The 17,580-nt window shown below is 70.6% G+C and carries 15 protein-coding genes; 8 read left to right on the top strand and 7 right to left on the bottom strand.

What is annotated here, in order from left to right; genetic code table 11:
• Window positions 1-77: 77 nt before the first annotated feature.
• Window positions 78-2,798: a DNA gyrase subunit A gene (gyrA, locus tag ASG59_RS17850; protein ID WP_056283048.1), complete on the bottom strand. Its 2,721-nt coding sequence runs from the start codon at window positions 2,796-2,798 to the stop codon at window positions 78-80.
• Window positions 2,799-3,166: 368 nt separating this feature from the next.
• Between gyrA and ASG59_RS17845 the strand changes: the two genes are divergently transcribed.
• Window positions 3,167-4,156 (top strand): catalase family peroxidase, encoded by a 990-nt coding sequence (locus ASG59_RS17845; RefSeq protein WP_056410427.1) that lies wholly within the window; start codon window positions 3,167-3,169, stop codon window positions 4,154-4,156.
• Window positions 4,157-4,167: 11 nt separating this feature from the next.
• On the opposite strand, the gene ASG59_RS17840 is transcribed toward ASG59_RS17845, so the two are convergent.
• The 3 genes from ASG59_RS17840 to ASG59_RS17830 all read right to left on the bottom strand — a co-directional run bounded on the left by ASG59_RS17840 (window position 4,168) and on the right by ASG59_RS17830 (window position 7,010).
• On the bottom strand, window positions 4,168-5,109 hold the full coding sequence (locus ASG59_RS17840; RefSeq protein ID WP_055886557.1) for a GAF domain-containing protein: 942 nt from the start codon (window positions 5,107-5,109) through the stop codon (window positions 4,168-4,170).
• A 99-nt stretch (window positions 5,110-5,208) separates the two neighbouring features.
• Window positions 5,209-5,790 carry a single-stranded DNA-binding protein gene (ssb, locus tag ASG59_RS17835; protein WP_055886559.1) on the bottom strand — a complete coding sequence of 194 codons (582 nt, stop codon included), beginning with the start codon at window positions 5,788-5,790 and terminating at the stop codon, window positions 5,209-5,211.
• Window positions 5,791-5,993: 203 nt separating this feature from the next.
• Window positions 5,994-7,010 carry an NADP-dependent oxidoreductase gene (locus tag ASG59_RS17830; protein WP_056410425.1) on the bottom strand — a complete coding sequence of 339 codons (1,017 nt, stop codon included), beginning with the start codon at window positions 7,008-7,010 and terminating at the stop codon, window positions 5,994-5,996.
• 89 nt (window positions 7,011-7,099) lie between these two features.
• On the opposite strand from ASG59_RS17830, the gene ASG59_RS17820 reads away from it, so the two are divergent.
• Window positions 7,100-7,591, top strand: coding sequence for a DUF4174 domain-containing protein (locus tag ASG59_RS17820; protein WP_347379718.1), 492 nt, complete (start codon window positions 7,100-7,102; stop codon window positions 7,589-7,591).
• A 63-nt stretch (window positions 7,592-7,654) separates the two neighbouring features.
• Here ASG59_RS17820 and ASG59_RS17815 read toward each other — a convergent pair whose 3' ends face one another.
• Window positions 7,655-8,215 carry a hypothetical protein gene (locus tag ASG59_RS17815; RefSeq protein WP_056283061.1) on the bottom strand — a complete coding sequence of 187 codons (561 nt, stop codon included), beginning with the start codon at window positions 8,213-8,215 and terminating at the stop codon, window positions 7,655-7,657.
• A 271-nt stretch (window positions 8,216-8,486) separates the two neighbouring features.
• Here ASG59_RS17815 and ASG59_RS17810 point away from each other — a divergent pair, with 271 nt between their 5' ends.
• The 5 genes from ASG59_RS17810 to chlG all read left to right on the top strand — a co-directional run bounded on the left by ASG59_RS17810 (window position 8,487) and on the right by chlG (window position 14,610).
• Window positions 8,487-9,623 carry an S-(hydroxymethyl)glutathione dehydrogenase/class III alcohol dehydrogenase gene (locus ASG59_RS17810; protein WP_056283525.1) on the top strand — a complete coding sequence of 379 codons (1,137 nt, stop codon included), beginning with the start codon at window positions 8,487-8,489 and terminating at the stop codon, window positions 9,621-9,623.
• A gap of 94 nt (window positions 9,624-9,717) precedes the next feature.
• Window positions 9,718-10,551, top strand: a complete 834-nt coding sequence (gene fghA / locus ASG59_RS17805) for an S-formylglutathione hydrolase (protein WP_056410423.1) — start codon at window positions 9,718-9,720, stop codon at window positions 10,549-10,551.
• A 189-nt stretch (window positions 10,552-10,740) separates the two neighbouring features.
• Window positions 10,741-12,006: a Coenzyme F420 hydrogenase/dehydrogenase, beta subunit C-terminal domain gene (locus tag ASG59_RS17800; protein WP_056283067.1), complete on the top strand. Its 1,266-nt coding sequence runs from the start codon at window positions 10,741-10,743 to the stop codon at window positions 12,004-12,006.
• Entirely contained in the window at window positions 12,003-13,577 is a 1,575-nt protein-coding gene (locus ASG59_RS17795) for an alpha/beta hydrolase (RefSeq protein WP_056410421.1), read from the top strand. The genes ASG59_RS17800 and ASG59_RS17795 overlap by 4 nt, the downstream gene beginning before the upstream one ends.
• A gap of 13 nt (window positions 13,578-13,590) precedes the next feature.
• The gene (gene chlG / locus ASG59_RS17790) at window positions 13,591-14,610 is read left to right on the top strand and encodes a chlorophyll synthase ChlG (protein WP_082528829.1); all 1,020 of its coding nucleotides are present in this window, start codon (window positions 13,591-13,593) and stop codon (window positions 14,608-14,610) included.
• A gap of 60 nt (window positions 14,611-14,670) precedes the next feature.
• Here the strand turns inward: chlG and ASG59_RS17785 are convergent, their stop codons facing one another.
• Together ASG59_RS17785 and ASG59_RS17780 are read right to left on the bottom strand one after the other, a co-directional pair.
• Window positions 14,671-14,877: a hypothetical protein gene (locus ASG59_RS17785; RefSeq protein ID WP_056410419.1), complete on the bottom strand. Its 207-nt coding sequence runs from the start codon at window positions 14,875-14,877 to the stop codon at window positions 14,671-14,673.
• A gap of 55 nt (window positions 14,878-14,932) precedes the next feature.
• Complete coding sequence (locus tag ASG59_RS17780) at window positions 14,933-16,207, bottom strand: glycosyltransferase family 4 protein (protein WP_056410417.1); 1,275 nt, start codon at window positions 16,205-16,207, stop codon at window positions 14,933-14,935.
• 123 nt (window positions 16,208-16,330) lie between these two features.
• Here ASG59_RS17780 and ASG59_RS17775 point away from each other — a divergent pair, with 123 nt between their 5' ends.
• Window positions 16,331-17,548 carry a glycosyltransferase gene (locus tag ASG59_RS17775; protein WP_056410415.1) on the top strand — a complete coding sequence of 406 codons (1,218 nt, stop codon included), beginning with the start codon at window positions 16,331-16,333 and terminating at the stop codon, window positions 17,546-17,548.
• The last annotated feature ends 32 nt before the right edge of the window (window positions 17,549-17,580 follow it).

Here is a 17,580-nt window from a genome sequence, read left to right as displayed (position 1 = left end):
GCCCGGTTTCCGTTTTCCGACACGCGCGTAACGACTTGTTCATCCCCGACCGTCGCCGGACGGATCGGCGCAGGCGATCAGGCCACCTCGTCGCCGCTCTCGTCCTCGCCCTCGATATGCTCCACCGAGACCACGCGCTCGGTCTTGTCGGTGTTGAACACCGTCACCCCCTGCGAGGCGCGTCCGACGATGCGGATGTCGTCGACCGGCACGCGGATGAGCTGGCCGGCATCCGTCACCAGCATGATCTGGTCCGAGGGCTGCACCGGGAAGGAGGCCACGAGGCTGCCGTTGCGGGCATTCACCCGCATGGCGGTGATGCCTTTGCCGCCGCGTCCCGAGGTCCGGTACTCGAATGAGGAGCTGCGCTTGCCGAAGCCGCGCTCGGACAGGGTGAGCACGAACTGCTGGTTCGCCCCCATCTCGGCGTAGCGCTCCTGCGAGAGGAGCGGCGCATCCGTGGCGATCTCCTCGGAATCGGCGTCGCCCCCTTCCGTGTCGCCGATCACCGCCCGCTGCATCTTCAGGAAGGCGCCGCGCTCCTCGGGCGTCGCCTCGAAGCTGTTGAGGATGGTCATCGAGATGACGCGGTCGCCCGCCGCGAGGCTGATGCCGCGCACGCCGGTGGAATCGCGGCCCTTGAACACCCGCACGTCCTCGACGGGGAAGCGGATGCACTGCCCGTCCTTCGAGGTGAGCAGGACGTTCTGGTCGGCGCGGCAGATCTCCACGTGGACGATGTGGTCGCCCTCGTCGAGCTTCATGGCGATCTTGCCGGCGCGGTTCACCTGCACGAAGTCGGAGAGCTTGTTGCGCCGCACGCCGCCCGAGGCGGTGGCGAACATCACGTCCAGCGTCTCCCACGAGGCCTCGTCCTCGGGCAGCGGCATGATCGTGGTGATGCGCTCGGTGCCGGCATCCATGGCCAGGATGTTGACCAGCGCCTTGCCGCGGGCGTTGGGCGCCGCCATCGGCAGGCGCCACACCTTCTCCTTGTAGACCTGGCCCTGGCTGGAGAAGAACAGGATCGGCGTGTGGGTGTTGGCCACGAACAGGCGGGTGACGAAATCCTCGTCGCGGGTCGACATGCCCGAGCGGCCCTTGCCGCCCCTGCGCTGGGCCCGGTAGGTCGAGAGCGGCACGCGCTTGACGTAGCCGGCGTGGGACACGGTGACGACCATGTCCTCGCGCTGGATCAGGTCCTCGTCCTCGACGTTGGAGTCCCAGTCGAGGATCACGGTGCGCCGCGGCGTGGCGTAGGCCTCGCGGACCTCCGCGAGCTCGTCCTTGACGATCCCCATGATGCGCAGGCGCGAGCGCAGGATGTCGAGGTAGTCGGCGATCTCGTCGGCGAGCTTCTGCAACTCGCCGCCAATCTCGTCGCGGCCGAGCGCGGTGAGGCGCTGCAGGCGCAAGTCGAGGATGGCGCGGGCCTGGACGTCGGAGAGGCGGTAGGAATCGTCGGCGTTGATGCGGTGGCGCGGGTCGTCCACCAGCGCGATCAGGGGCGCGATGTCGTGGGCCGGCCAGTCGCGGCCCATCAGCGCCTCGCGGGCGGTGTTGGGGTCGGGCGAGGTCCGGATCAGGCGGATGACCTCGTCGATGTTGGCCACCGCGATGGCCAGGCCGCACAACACGTGCGCCCGCTCGCGGGCCTTGTTGAGCAGGAACTTGGTGCGGCGGGAGACGACCTCCTCACGGAAGTCCACGAAGGCCTGCAGCAGGTCCTTCAGGTTCATCAGCTCGGGGCGGCCGCCGTTGAGCGCCACCATGTTGCAGCCGAAGGAGGATTGCAGCGGCGTGAACCGGTAGAGCTGGTTGAGCACCACGTCGGCCATCGCGTCGCGCTTGATCTCGACGACGATGCGCATGCCGTCGCGGTCGGATTCGTCGCGCAGGTCGGAGATGCCCTCGACGCGCTTCTCCTTCACCAGCTCGGCGATCTTCTCCATGAGCGTCGCCTTGTTCACCTGATACGGGATCTCGGTGAAGATCAGCGCCTCGCGCTCCTTGCGCAGCTCCTCCACGTGGGATTTCGCCCGCATGATGATGGAGCCGCGCCCGGTGGCGTAGGCCTGGCGGGTGCCCGCCCGGCCGAGGATCGAGCCTCCGGTGGGGAAGTCGGGGCCCGGGATGATCTCGGTCAGGCCCTCCACGTCGATGCTGGGATCGTCGATGAGCGCGACGCAGCCGTCGATCAGCTCGCCGAGGTTGTGGGGCGGGATGTTGGTGGCCATGCCCACCGCGATGCCGCCGGCGCCGTTGGCGAGGAGGTTGGGGAAGCGGGCGGGCAGGACGGTCGGCTCCTCGCGCGACTCGTCGTAGTTCGGCTGGAAATCGACGGTGTTCTTGTCGATGTCGGCCAAGAGCGCGTTGGCGGGCTTGGCCAGGCGCGATTCGGTGTAGCGCATGGCGGCCGGCGGATCGCCGTCGACGGAGCCGAAGTTGCCCTGCCCGTCGATGAGCATCAGCCGCATCGAGAAGTCCTGGGCCATGCGCACCAGGGCGTCGTAGATCGATTGGTCGCCGTGCGGGTGGTAGAGGCCGATCACGTCGCCGACGATGCGGGCCGACTTGACGTATTTGCGCTCGGGCAGGTGCCCGCTCTCGTAGGCCGAGAACAGGATGCGGCGGTGGACCGGCTTGAGGCCGTCGCGGGCATCGGGCAGGGCCCGGCTCACGATCACGCTCATGGCGTAATCGAGATACGACCGCTTCATCTCGTCGGTGATGGAGACGGGGCGGATGTCGCTGGCGGGCGGCGGCGTGCCCGCGCCCGGTGTGTCGTTCTCTGCCAAGGTCTTCGATCTCTGCCTGCATACGGGCCGGCGCGGCCGGGGCCGCGCCGAACGACGTCGCGTTCGTGGGACTGCGGATGTCGGGCGCTCGCCGGCCGGGTCCGCCCCGGTCGCGTCGCGCCACGTCTGTCACCCTGTTTCCATACGCCATTCGCCTGCGGCACGCCACCGCGACCCCGACCGCGGCACGGGGATAAGCGAAGCGCGATAGACCGTCCGGCTCAAGGGCTTACGCAGGCCCGACCGCCGGCAGCGGGGCGTCGCGGGTCCCGCCGGCCACGTCTGTTCGACCGCTCCCGTTGTGGATAGACACGAGGCCGAGCGCGGGATCATCCCGCTCGATCGACAGACACGTCGGGAGATCGTGCATGGTTGCCACCCGCTTGCGCCGCCCCCTTGGGCTGGCCGCCCTCCTCGCCGTCGGCTTCGCGCCGCTGGCCGCCGCCGCCGAGGGCACCACCGCCGAGCGGACCATCACGGTGATGAACACCCTGTGGGGCAGCCACGCGGGCCTGCGCGCCAACCACGCCAAGGGCGTGGTGGTGGAAGGCAGCTTCACCGCGACCCCGGAGGCCGCGCCGTTGAGCAAGGCCAGCGTCTTCGGCGGCAAGCCGGTGCCGGTGACGGTGCGGTTCTCCAACGCCACCGGCCTGCCCGCCATCGCGGACGGCGCCAAGCCCGCCAACCCGCACGGAATGGCGCTGAAGTTCGCCCTTCCCGACGGCGAGTTCGACATTGTCGCCAACTCGCTGCCGTTCTTCCCCGTCGCCACCGGCGAGGAGTTCCTGGCGCTGCTGACGGCGAATGCGCAGACCAAGCCCGATACCCCAAAGCCGACGCCGCTGGAGCAGTTCGTCGCCGCCCATCCGATGGTGCCCAAGGCGGGAGCCGGCGTGAAGACGCCCTCGAGCCTGGCGCGGGAGACCTACAACGGCATCGACGCCTTCGTGTTCGTGAACGCCGAGGGCAAGAGGCAGCCGTTCCGCTTCCGCATCGTGCCGGTGGCGGGCAACGACCATCTCTCGGCGGAGGAGGCCGGAAAGCAGCCGCCCAACTTCCTGATGGAGGGCCTGCCCGCCACCCTCGCCAAGGGTCCGGTGGCCTTCACGATCCAGGCGCAACTGGCCAATCCGGGCGACCAGACCAAGGACCCGACCCAGGTCTGGCCGGAGGACCGCCGGCTGGTGACCATGGGCACCCTCACCCTCTCGAAGGCCGCGGCGGATACGGCGGCGGCCGAGAAGCCGCTCCTGTTCCTGCCCACCAACCTCGTGGACGGGATCGAGGTGTCCGACGATCCGCTGATCGACGCGCGCACCCAGGCCTATGCGGTGTCCTTCGGCAAGCGGTCGCAATAGCCCACTGCGCGTCAGAAGTACCAGGCCGCCACGGCGTTCAGCCGGGCGGTGCCGCTGAACACCGGGATGGCCACGAGGGTGGTCAGCCCGGCGGCGGCCAGGCTCGCCGCGATCACGGTCGGCTCGTGCGAGAAGTCGGTGGCGATCACCGGCAGGCCGGTGAGCAGGATGCGGCCGATGGTGCCGTCCTCGCGGGTCAGGCTCAGGGGGCCGTAGGACGCCGCGACATCGCCCTGCACCTCGCAAAGCCCCGCCTCATAGGTGAGGTGCTCGCTGTCGGGCTCCACCTTCCACACCTCGAAGCGCCGGGCGATGGGGGTGCCGAGCGCCGACAGGAAGGTCATCACCCAGTCCCGGTCGCGGTCGCCGTGGCAGGGCAGGCCGAAGGCGGTGGTCCGCCCGATCTTGAGGGCCTCCGCCTTTCGCAGAAACCGGTGCGAGCCGTAGGGCTCCTTGACCACGACGGGCCGGTCCCGCTCCCAGACCTCGCCGGGCAGGCCCTGTCCGCGTCCGAACTGGATCGCCTTCGAGTTGCGCTCGAAGAACTCCGCGTTGCCGTAGTAGCCGTCCTCGACCGCCATGGCGCTCGATCGCGCGGGGTCGTTGCTCCAGACCTCGATCGCCCCGACCTTCTCGTCGTCGTCGGCACAGAAGAACGTCACCACCGCCTGCAGCACGTCGCCGGCGAAGATCGGCAGGGCGAGGCCGCAGGTCAGCCCCGCCGCGGCGGCCGCAGCGCCGCGCTTGAAGTAGGAATTCTGCAGGTCCTTGAGGACGATGGGCCGGCGCGTCGCCCAGGCCTGCCCCGGCAGGCCCTCGCCGTAGCCGAACACCGTCTGGTGGCTCTGCGCATGGAAGCCGTCGAGGCCGCCGTAGCTGCCGCTCCCGAACTCGAGGGCCGTCCCGTCCTTGGAGGGAACCCACACCTCGGTCACGCGGATGAAGGATGCCATGGCGCCGTCTCACTCCCTTTGCACGCAAGGGGAGCAAGAACCGCGCCGAGGCACCGGGCGTAGGCGGGGTGGAGCGTCGGCTCGCCGACGTGAGCCTGCCTAGAACGGAATGTCGTCGTCGAGGTCGTAATTGGGCTTCGAGCCGCCGCCACCGCCGGACGACGGAGCCGGCCGGCGGTCCCCGCCGGAGCGGCCACCACCACCGCCACCGTAGTCGCCGCCGCGATCCGAACCGCCTCCGGAGCCGCCACGGCCGCCGCCGTAATCGCCGCCTCGGCTGATCTGGCCACCGCCCTCCTCGTCGGCGCCCATCTCGCCACCGCCGCCGCTGCGGCCGTCGAGGAGGGTGAGCTCACCGCGGAACCGCTGCAGCACCACCTCGGTGGTGTACTTCTCGACGCCGGACTGGTCGGCCCATTTGCGCGTCTGCAGCTGGCCCTCGATGTAGACCTTCGAGCCCTTGCGCAGGTACTGCTCGGCGACCTTGGCGAGATTCTCGTTGTAGATCACCACCGAGTGCCACTCGGTCTTCTCCTTGCGCTCGCCGGACATCTTGTCCTTCCAGGACTCCGAGGTCGCGATGCGCAGGTTGACCACCGGGTCGCCGGAGGCGAGCCGCCGCGTCTCGGGATCGCGTCCGAGGTTGCCAACCAAAATCACCTTGTTGACGCTGCCGGCCATGCCGCTCTCTCCTCCGAACCGATCTCACGACGGCGCAAGGCCGGGCTCCACATCGCCGCCCCCGCCGACCCACGTCCTGAGGCTTTCGCGCGCCGCCGACAACCGCATCGGCCGGCGTTGTCCACCACGCAGCGAATCTGTCCCCAGACCTCCGATGTTCTACTCATGTTCTCGTCACCCAGCAAGGGAACGAGGCCCGTCGCCTACGACAGCCTGACGAGCATCTTGCCGAAGTTACGGCCCTTGAGCAGGCCGACGAAAGCCTCGGGTGCCCTGTCGAGGCCCTCCGCGATGTCCTCGCGGTGCTTGACGCGCCCCTGCGCCAGCCATTCGCCGACCTCGGCGAGGAAGGCGGCCTCCTGGTCGGCGAAGTCCCAGACGATGAAGCCCTGGATGTGCAGGCGCTTGGTGAGCACCGCCCGCATCAGGATCGGCGAACGGTCGGGGCCGGGCGGCAGGTCGGTGAGGCTGTAGCCGGAGACGAGGCCGCAGACCGGCATGCGGGCGAAATCGTTGAGGAGCGGCAGCACGGCCTCGAACACCGCGCCGCCGACGTTCTCGAAATAGACGTCGATGCCGTCCGGGCAGGCGGCGGCGAGGCTGCCCGGCAGGTCGGGGCCGCGGTGGTCGACGGCCACGTCGAAGCCGAGTTCGTCGACGAGGTAGGTGCATTTCTCCGCGCCCCCGGCGATGCCGACGGCCCGGGCGCCCTTCAGCTTGGCGATCTGGCCGACCAGGGATCCCACCGGGCCGGCGGCGGCGGCCACAACCACCGTCTCGCCCGCCTTCGGACGACCGATGTTGAGGAGGCCCGTATAAGCGGTCATGCCCGGCATCCCGAGGATGCCCAGCGCCGTACCGACGGGGGCCACGGCCGGATCGAGCCGCCGCAGGCCGCTTCCGTCGGAGATCGCAAAATCCTGCCAGCCGCCGAAGCCGACGACGAGGGTGCCGGGCGCGAAATCGGGATGGCGCGAGGCCACGACCTCGCTGACCGTGGCGCCGACCATGGTCTCGCCGATCTCGACGGGCTTGGCGTAGGATTTCGCCGCACTCATGCGGCCCCGCATGTAGGGGTCGAGGGACAGGATGCGGTTGCGCAGGAGCACCTCGCCCTCCTGGGGGGTGGGTGCCCGCACCTCCTCCATCCGGAAATGCGCCGGGCTCGGTTCGCCATGGGGGCGCGAGGCGAGGACGATGCGGCGGTTGAGCTCGGCCATGGGCACTTTCAGGGGTTGGAGACGTTCAGGACACGGCGACCACGGCGCGAACCGGCGCGCCGCTGTGGTGCGGTCCATAGGAGTGCAGCATGGCGCGAATGGGGATGATCGCAGGCCTCGACGGATCGATTTCGGCGAGCCCGAGCGACCTCCGGTCTGTCGCGCGATCCGGGGGCAGGACCGTCGCGCCCGTCTGGACGGTCGGCCTGGCGATGGTCGCGATCGGCTCGGCGGCGGCGGTCAAGGCCGATCCTCTCTCGGAGCATCGCTGGCGGTCGCGGGTCCTCGTGATCTCCGCACCCAGCGCCGACGACCCGCGGGCACGGGCGCAACGCGCCATCGCCGCGGCGGCCGGGAAAGCCATGGCCGAGCGCGACCTCGTGAGCGTGGACGCCTATGGCGACGCCCCATCGGCGGTGGCCCTGAGGAAGAAGCTCGGACTTCCCGAGGGCGCCTTTCGGTCGGTTTTGATCGGCAAGGACGGAGGGGCCAAACTCGTGGCCACCGATCCGATCACGGCGGCGCAACTGGCCTCGACCATCGATGCGATGCCGATGCGACGGGACGAGATGCGACGCTAGGCACGACGAAAAAGGGGCCGCGAGATCGCGGCCCCCATCGTCGAGATCACCGAAGTCGGTCGCTCAGTAGCAGCGCTCGACCAGCACGCGGCGGTAACCGTAGGGCGTCCAGCGGGTGCGCGGCACGGTGTAGCACTCGCCGTAGCCGCCGTAGGATGCCGGGGCATAGCCACCGCCGTAGCCGTAACCGCCACCGTAGCCCACAGGTGCGTAGCCGTAGCTCGGGTAGTAGCCGCCGCCGTATAGACCGCCGGCCGCCAGACCGAGGCCGAGACCCAGGCCGACCGCTCCGATGCCGACGCCGCGTCCATAGCCGCGGCCACCGTAGTAGCCGCCGCGATAGCCGCCGAAGCCACCGCGATAACCGCCGAAGGCCGCCGGACGATAACCGCCGCCGAAGCCGCCACGGTATCCCCCGAAGCCGCCGCGATAGCCCCCGCCGAAGCCGGCTCCGCGGAACCCGCCGCCGCCGAAGCCGCCCCGGAAGCCACCACCGCCGAAGCCACCGCCACCGAAGCCGCCGCCGTGGAAGCCACCGCCCCGGAAGCCCCGGGCATCGGCGGTGGCGGGAATCAGGGCCAGCGCCCCGACCATGGCGGCTGATGCGAGAAGAACACGTTTCATGATCGATCTCCGAAAGACGTCACGTCCCCCATGGGCATGAAACGCGTGGTTGTCGAAAACGGTTCATGCCCCGTTTCGCCCCGTGGGCGCGGCAAGTTTGCGGGGTCCGATCCGAACGGTCGGCGCCGGGGCGTTGCATCTCGCGGCCAGAACCATCACACACCACCCAGATTTTCGGGCCGTTCGTGCCGCCGTCCTTCCGGGACGACGCGGCGCGAAGAGTCGGCAGTTCGACGCCGTCCGTGATCGATACCCAAGAGACATGACGATCATGAAGACGCGCGCAGCGGTGGCGTGGGAGGCCAAGAAGCCTCTCACCATCGAGACCATCGATATCGAAGGACCCAAGGCCGGCGAGGTTCTCGTCGAGCTCATGGCCACGGGCATCTGCCACACCGACGCCTACACCCTGTCGGGCCTCGATTCCGAGGGCAAGTTCCCGGCGATCCTCGGCCACGAGGGCGCCGGCATCGTGCGCGAAGTCGGCGCCGGGGTCACCGACCTGAAAGTCGGCGACCACGTCATCCCGCTCTACACGCCGGAATGCCGCAGCTGTAAGTCCTGCCTGTCCCAGCGCACCAACCTCTGCACGGCGATCCGCTCCACGCAGGGCCAGGGCGTGATGCCGGACGGCACCTCGCGCTTCTCCTGCGTCTCCACCGGCGGCAGCCCGGGCAGCGCGAATTCCGTGTTCCACTACATGGGCTGCTCGACCTTCTCGAACTTCACGGTGCTGCCGGCGATCGCCCTGGCCAAGATCCGCGAAGACGCCCCCTTCGACAAGATCTGCTACATCGGCTGCGGCGTCACCACCGGCATCGGCGCGGTCATCTACACCGCGAAAGTCTGGCCCGGCGCCAACGTGGTGGTGTTCGGCCTCGGCGGCATCGGCCTCAACGTGCTCCAAGCCGCCCGGATGGTGGGCGCCGACAAGATCATCGGCGTCGACATCAATCCGGACAAGCAGGAGATGGCCCGCAAATTCGGCATGACCCACTTCATCAACCCTAAGGAAGTCGGCAACGATCACGTCGTGGCGGCGATCCTCGACGCGACCGGGGGCGGCGCCGACTTCTCGTTCGACTGCACCGGCAACGTCAACGTCATGCGCCAGGCGCTCGAATGCTGTCATCGCGGCTGGGGTGAATCCATCGTCATCGGCGTGGCCGAGGCCGGCAAGGAGATCTCGACCCGTCCGTTCCAGCTCGTCACCGGCCGCGTCTGGAAGGGCTCGGCCTTCGGCGGAGCGCGCGGCCGCACCGACGTGCCGAAGATCGTCGACTGGTACATGGAGGGCAAGATCAACATCGACGATCTGATCACCCACACCATGCCGCTCGAAGACATCAACCACGGCTTCGACCTCATGCACGAGGGCAAGTCGATCCGGTCGGTGGTGGTTTACTAGGATGGATCTTGGCTGACACTGCCTCCCTCCCCCTTTGTGGGGAGGGAAAATCCATGCCCCCAATAAAATCCATGCCCCTAGCAGGAGAGCACACATGGAAACCATCTCGAAGGCCCGCGCCCATGGCGGCACGCAGGGCGTCTACAAGCACGATGCGGCGACCACCGGCTGCCCGATGACCTTCGCGGTGTTCGTGCCGCCGCAAGCCGAGAACGGCCCGGTGCCGGTGCTATGGTACCTGTCGGGCCTCACCTGCACCCACGCCAACGTCATGGACAAGGGCGAGTACCGCAAGGCGGCAGCCGAGCACGGCGTCATCATCGTGGCGCCCGACACCAGCCCGCGCGGCCCCGGCATCCCGGACGAGGCGGACAACTGGCAGTTCGGCTCAGGGGCGGGCTTCTACCTCGATGCCACGCAGGCGCCCTACGCCGCGAACTACAAGATGTGGAGCTACGTCACCGAGGAGCTGCCCGCCCTCGTCGCCAAGGAGTTCCCGGCGGACATGACCCGCCAGGGCATCTTCGGCCACTCGATGGGCGGCCACGGGGCCCTCACCATCGCGCTGACCTACCCCGACCGCTTCAAGTCGTGCTCGGCCTTCGCCCCCATCGCCCAGCCCTCCACGGCCGGATGGTCGAAGCCCGCCTTCGAGAAGTACCTCGGGGCCGACACCGCCACGTGGCGCGCCCACGACGCCACCGCGCTGATCGAGGACGGCAAGCGTTTCGCGGAATTCCTGGTGGACCAGGGCACGGCCGACAGCTTCCTCGACAACGGCCTTCGCCCCTGGCTGCTCGAAGAGGCCTGCAAAAAGGCCGGTATCGCCCTGACCCTCAACATGCGCGAGGGCTACGATCACTCGTACTACTTCATCTCGACCTTCATGGCCGACCACATCGCCTGGGCCGCCAAGCGGCTGGGATGATCCCGCCCCGCCTCCGAAGGGTCGGACTCCGTCCGACCCTTCGGAGGCCGACGCCGCTTGCCGTGTGTCAAAACAACTTTACACATTCGCCATCAGCGGCTTTGATGCGGTTCGAAGTGCGAGCACGTTGCCCATCCGGCGGCCCCGGGGATCGACCGGGACAGGTGGACGCGCTCCCAGAGTAGAGTCATGGCCGCGTCCCGTACCGAGCGATCCCTCGCATCGCCCCCCTCCCCTCCGGCCTGGCCGGTGCCGGCGCCGCGCGATCTGTGCACCGACTGCGGGATCTCCCGGACGGCCGACCCCAAGCGCTGCGGCACGGCCTGCCAGTTCATCAAGCCGGACTACGCGGGGCTGGAGGCGCGGGTGCACGGCCGGGCGCGCGACGAGGCCCGCACCGACGAACGCTTCTTCGGGCCGTTCCGGCGCATGCTGCGCGCCAACCTCGTCGCGCCGCGCGAGGGCGCGCAATGGAGCGGAATCACCACGCGGCTCGCCGAACGCCTGCTCGAGACCGGCGCGGTGGATGCCGTGCTGACCATGGCCGCGGACCCGGACGACCGTTGGCGGCCGGTCCCCGTCCTCGTCACCCGCCCCGAGGATCTCGCGGCCTGCCGGGGCATGCGCATGGGCTACGCGCCCCTCCTCGCCCTGCTCGAACCGGCGCGCGAACGCGGCTACCGGCGCCTGGCCGTCGTCGGCATTCCCTGCCAGGTCTATGCCCTGCGCGCCCTCGAAGCCGAACTGGGGTTCGAGCGCCTCTACGTGATCGGCACGCCGTGTTCGGACAACACCACCACCGAGCGGTTCCACGACTTCCTGGCGCTCCTGTCCGAGGATCCCGCCACGATCGTCTACCTGGAGTTCCGGGCGGACTACCACGTCGAGCTGCGCTTCTCCGACGGGCGCGTGAAGGCGATCCCGTTCCTGCAGTTGCCGATCTCGCAGTTGCCGCCCGACTTCTTTCCCCTCACCTGCCGGACCTGCGTCGACTACACCAACGTCCTGTCCGACATCACGGTGGGCTACATGGCCGGGCAGGGCGAGCAATGGCTCATCGTCCGCAACGAGCGGGGCGAGGAACTGCTCGCCCTGCTCGGTGACGAGGTCCGCACCGCGGCCCCCGGCAGCGCGGGCAAGCGGAAGGGGGCGGTGAAGGGGTTCCTCGCCAACGTCGAGCGCGCGGCCGGCGGCCTGCCGCTCCGCCGCATGCCCGACTGGGTGCGCCCCATCGTCGGCTGGCTGATGCCGCGGGTCGGACCGCGCGGGCTCGAATTCGCCCGTACCCGCGTCGAGATGAAGGCCGTCGAGACGGTGCTGCACCTGCGCCGCAACCGGCCGCGGCGCCTGCGCACGATGGTGCCGCCCCACGTCTGGGCCCTGGTCGCCCCCTACGGGCTGACGCCGACCGAGGACGAGACGCCCAGGGCCGCGATCCCCGTCGACCCGGCATGACGCGTCCGACGATGCAGCGGGTCCGGCGGGCCGCCGTGGCCGTGGCCGCGCTCATCGCCATCGCGGCGGCCCTGTGGCACCTGCAGGCGGCCACGCGAGGGCTCGTCGTCGAGGCGGTGTCGGTCGACGGCACGCCGGCCACCGTGTTCCGGGCGGCCGGCGCCCCGCCCGGGCCTGTGGTGGTGATCGCGCACGGGTTCGCCGGTTCGCAGCAGCTGATGCTGCCGTTCGCGACGACGCTCGCGCACAGCGGGTACGTCGCCGTCACCTTCGACTTTCCCGGCCACGGCCGGAACCCCGCGCCCCTCACCGGCAGCATCACCAGCGAGGACGGCGCGACCCGCAGCCTCGTGGACGCGACGAAGCGGGTGATCGACCGCCTGCGCGGCCGCGGCGACGGACGCTTGGCCCTCCTCGGCCATTCCATGGCCTCCGACATCGTCGTGCGCGTCGCCCAGAACATGCCGGCGCAGGACATCCCGGACCAGGAAGTGCCGGAGGTCGCCGCCACCGTCGCGGTCTCGATGTTCTCCCCCGCGGTCACCCGCGACAGCCCGCGCAACCTGCTGATCGTCGCCGGGGGCTGGGAGGGCGCCCTGCGGGCCGAAGGCCTGCGCGCGGTCGGGCTGAGCTCGGCGCCGGACGCGCCGCGCGAGGGCGTCACCTATGGCGACCTCGCGGCCGGCACCGCCCGCCGGCTCGCCGTCTCCCCCGGCGTCGAGCATGTCGGCGTGCTCTATGCCCGGGCCGGACTCGAGGAGGCCGCCGCCTGGCTCGACGCGACGTTCTTGCGGTCCGGTCCTATACCGCGTCCCCTTGACGGGCGCGGCCCCTGGATCGTCCTCCTGCTCGCCGGAGTCGTCGCCCTGGCCTGGCCGGCCTCCCGTCTCCTGCCCGTCGTGAGCCCGGTGCCTTTGGGCGCAGGCTTGAGCTGGCGCCGCCTGTGGCCGGCGCTGGCGATCCCCGCCATCGTCACGCCCCTCGTCCTGCGGGTGGTGCCGACCCACGTCCTGCCCGTCCTCGTGGCGGATTACCTCGCCGTCCACTTCGCCGCCTACGGTCTCCTCACCGCCGCCTGCCTGTGGTGGATCGGGCGGCGTGGCGCACCGGTGCGGACGAAGGCGCCGATCTCCGTCCCGGCGCTCGCCGCCGGAGCCGCCGCGGTCACGCTCTACGGATTCGTCGGCCTCGTCCTGCCCATCGACGCCTATGCGACCGCCTTCGTGCCCGCCCCGCACCGGGTGGTCCTGATCCTGGCGATGCTGGTGGGGACCCTGTCGTTCTTCCTCGCCGACGAATGGCTCACGCGCGGGCGGGGGGCCGCACGAGGGGCCTACGCCGCCTCGAAGCTCGTCTTCCTCGCGTCGCTGGCGCTCGCCGTCGGGCTCGACTTCGGGCGCCTGTTCTTCCTCGTCATCATCGTGCCGGTGATCGTGCTGTTCTTCCTCGTATACGGCGCGATCAGCGGCTGGAGCTACCGACGCACCGGCCACCCCATGGTGGCGGGCCTCGCCAACGCCATCGCCTTCGCCTGGGCGATCGGCGTCACCTTCCCGCTGTTGGCACGCTGAGACGGAGGCGGACATGAGCGAATCCCAGATCTCGATCGATTCCCGGGTCTCGACGGAGTCTCGAGGCTCGGCGACGACGGCGGCGCCGGGCTTCGCGCACGAGCCGGGCCGCGACGGCACGGCCGCGACGACCCCGGCGAGCACTACGCCGGCCAGGACCACGCCCGCTCCCTCCGCGGTGCTGGAACTCCTCAAGCCGGTGACGTGGTTTCCGCCGATGTGGGCCTTCGGCTGCGGCGTGGTCGCCTCGGGCGTACCGCTCGCCGGGAACTGGCTCGTGGCCGTCGTCGGCATCGTGCTCGCCGGGCCGCTGGTCTGCGCCACGAGCCAGGCGGTCAACGACTGGTACGACCGCGAGGTCGATGCCATCAACGAGCCGAACCGGCCGATCCCCTCGGGGCGCATCCCCGGCACCTGGGGCCTGCGCATCGCCGTCGCCTGGACGGGGCTTTCGCTCCTGGTGGCGCTCGCCCTGGGGCCATGGGTGTTCGTGGCGGCCGTCGTCGGGCTGGCCCTGGCCTGGGCCTACAGCGCGCCGCCCCTGCGGCTCAAGCGCAACGGCTGGTGGGGCAACGCCGCATGCGGCCTCTGCTACGAAGGCCTCGCCTGGGTCACCGGAGCGGCGGTGATGGTCGGCGGCGGACTGCCGCCGGCGCCCTCGCTGATCCTCGCCGCCCTCTACAGCGCCGGGGCCCACGGCATCATGACCCTCAACGACTTCAAATCGATCAAGGGCGACCTCCAGACCGGCATCCGGTCTCTGCCGGCGATGCTGGGTCCGCAGCGGGCCGCGACGGTGGCCTGCTGGATGATGGCGGTGCCGCAGGTGGCGGTGATCGGCTTTCTGCTCGCCTGGGACCGGCAGGTCGAGGCCGCGGTGATCGTGGTCTTCCTGGCCGGCCAGCTCGTGATGATGCAGACGTTCCTCAAGGCGCCGACCGCCCGGGCGATCTGGTACAGCGGCTTCGGCGTACCGCTGTTCGTGTTCGGGATGCTGGCCAGCGCGTTCGCGGTCCGCGGGCTGGTGGTGTGACCGGCGGGCGCGCAGACCGAGTCCCACCGTGCGGTTCCCCGCCCGCTGACCGACTCCGCCCTACTTGGTGATCTTCACCGAGACCGGATCGCTCGAGGGAAACGTCTCCTCCAGCGCCTCGTCGAGGCGCTCGTTGAGGGCGCCCTGGTCGTTCTCCGGGCTGCCCTTGTCCGACGGCGCGGTCTTGGCGCCGCTCGTGGGCTTGGTGTCGTCCTCGTGCGGACCCGGCGGCTGGCCCTTGCCGGGCGTCCTGGCGTCGTCGACCATCGGTTGTCTCCCAAGGTTTCGCGTCGTGCACCGCAGCGGCGATGCTCTCATGCGGTCAACGCGCGGCGGAGCCCAGAGGTGCCAGACGGGTCAGCCGGGGCCGGTCGGGCCTCGCCGCCGCGCTGCGCCGGACGACCTCGTAGACGCCCTGCAGGCGGTCGAGATGGGCGTCGAGGGTCAGCGGGCTGCTCCAGTAGCGGTCATAGGCGGTCCGTCCCATGCGTGTGGCGAGGTCGTCGTCGCAGAGCCGGCGCAGGTGCGCGGCCAGCGCCTCGGGGTCGCCGGTGCGGAACCAGAAACCGTTCTCGCCGTCCTCGATCGCCTCGCGGCCGGCGCAGTCGTCGCTCACCACCACCGGCGTGCCGCAGGCGAGCGCCTCGTAGACCGTGAGCGGCTGACCCTCGTACCAGACGCTGGGGAACACCAGGGCGCGGGCCTGCCGCATGGCGGCCGCCACCGCCTCGGGGTCCTTCCAGCCGAGCATCACCGCCTCGGGATAGCGCGCGACGAGGTCGTCCCGGCGCGGTCCGTCGCCGATGAAGACCGGGCGCACGCCGGCGAGCCGCGCGGCCTCGGCGAAGACCGGCGCACCCTTCTCGCTGGAGATGCGGCCCACGAACAGGAAGTCCCCGGGCGGCCCCTCGCGCAGGGGCGCCTGGGCGATGCCGATCGGGTTGTCGACCCGGTGGAACGCGGTGCCGGCGGGCAGGTAGGGCGTCACCACCCGCTCCTGCAGGGCGCTGATGGTGACGATGTGGGGAAACACGTCGCGCAGGCCCGCCACGTGGTCGAGGCCGGCGTGGCGCACCAGGCGCAGGACCTTGCGCGGATAGCTGCGCGCGTCGCAGTTCGTGGTGGCGCAATCGAGCGACATCGGCACGCGATGGCAGATGCGTTGGGCGGGAAACTCGTAGAACCCCCCGTTCGGGCAGACGAGGAAGAACTCGTGCATCGTGTAGAGGAGCGGCAGCCCCGAGCGCCGCAGGCTGACCCCGATCGAGGGCGACAACGCCTTGGCGAAGGCATGCACGTGCACGATGGTGTCGCGCGGGTCGCAGACACTCAGCTCCTGCGCGAGGCGCCGGGCCGCGGTCCGGTTCCAGATCGCCTGGACCGCGAAGGCGAGGCGGTTGCGGGTGGTGGCGATGTCGTCCTGGTCGAGGCAGACCACCCGGACGCCGGCGGCCGCGAGGCGCGGATCGGCCGGGCCGACGGCGGCGAACAGCGTGACCCGGTGCCCGCGCCCGACGAGGCCGAGGGCTTCGTCGATGGCGACCTTGGCCTGGCCGCCGTTGATGAAGGCGTGGTCGGCGACGAGGACGACGTGCATGGCGGGTCGACCTTCATCGGGGCGGCGGGGACCCGATCTTTACCATCCGTGCGTTGATCGGCCGTAAACCAGGTTAGATTGTCGACAGTCGGCGACGATGCCGCCCGAGCCGGTGACACGCCCATGCACGTCGTTGTCCTGGCCGAATTCGCGGTGGCGAGCGGGGGCGCCGAGAAGGTCGCGGTGGAATCGGCCAGGGCCCTGGCCGAGGCGGGCGTCGCGGTGACCTACGTCCAGGCCATCGCGGGACCGGCCGATCCGCTGCTCGACCACGCCGGCATCGCCCGGATCGTCCTCGGGAACGCCGACATCTGGGACCGGCCGCGGTTGGCGGGGGCCATGGCCGGCCTCTGGGACCGGGCATCGGCCCGGCGCCTCGCGGCGGCTCTCGACGGCCTGTCGCGCGCCCCCGACGTCATCCACCTGCACCAATGGACACGGAGCCTGTCGCCGAGCGCGTTTCCGGTACTGGCGAAGCGCGGCGTGCCGGTGCTCGTCACCCTGCACGACTACTTCCTCGCCTGTCCCAACGGGGTCTACTACCGGTTCGACCGGAACGAGCCCTGCACCCTCCGGCCGCTCTCGCCGGCCTGCCTGAGCGCACCCTGCGACGGTCGCGGGCGCCTGCACAAGCTCGTCCGGGTCGGCCGAACGGCCGCCCTTCGCGCCACCCTGCGCCGCCGCCGGCTCGACGTCGTGCACGTCTGCGACGCGAGCCTGGACCGGATGGGCGACCTCGTCGGCGGCCTCGACCTGCGCCATCACCGCATCGACAATCCGGTGCGGGCGATGCCCGGCCCGCCGGCCGAGCCGGACCGCGGCGACGCGGTCGCCTACGTCGGGCGCCTCACCCGGGAGAAAGGCGCCGACCTCGTGGCCGAGGCCGCCCGGGTCGCCGGGCTCACCGCCCTGTTCATCGGCGCCGGGCCGCTGGAGGAGGAGCTGCGGGCGCGGCCCGGCGTCGAGGTCGTCGGCTGGCAGGCGCCCGAGGCCGTCGCCGCGATCCTGCGCTCGCGCGCCCGGGCCCTGGCCGCCCCCTCGCGCTGGTACGAGACCGGGCCGCTCACGGTCTACGAGGCCCTGGCCGCCGGCATCCCGGTCGTCGCCTCGAACCGGTCGGGGGCGGCCGAGAAGGTCGTCGACGGGCTCACCGGCTTCGTCACCGCCCCGGAGGTCCCTGCCCTCGCGGCGGCCTTCGGGCAGCTGCACGACGACCGGCGGGTCGCCGACCTCGGGCGGGCGGCCCACGACCACTACTGGGCGAGCCCGATGACGGCCGCGCGCCACGCCGCGGCACTGATCGCCCTCTACGACGATCTGGCGAGCCGACGGCCGGATTGACGCGCGTGCGCCCTTGTCCGGCGTTCGGTCAT

This window comes from Methylobacterium sp. Leaf466 (assembly GCF_001425565.1).
Lineage (GTDB): Bacteria > Pseudomonadota > Alphaproteobacteria > Rhizobiales > Beijerinckiaceae > Methylobacterium.
Note: the sequence above shows the minus strand (reverse complement) of the source record. Positions and strands in the feature narration are given on the sequence as shown.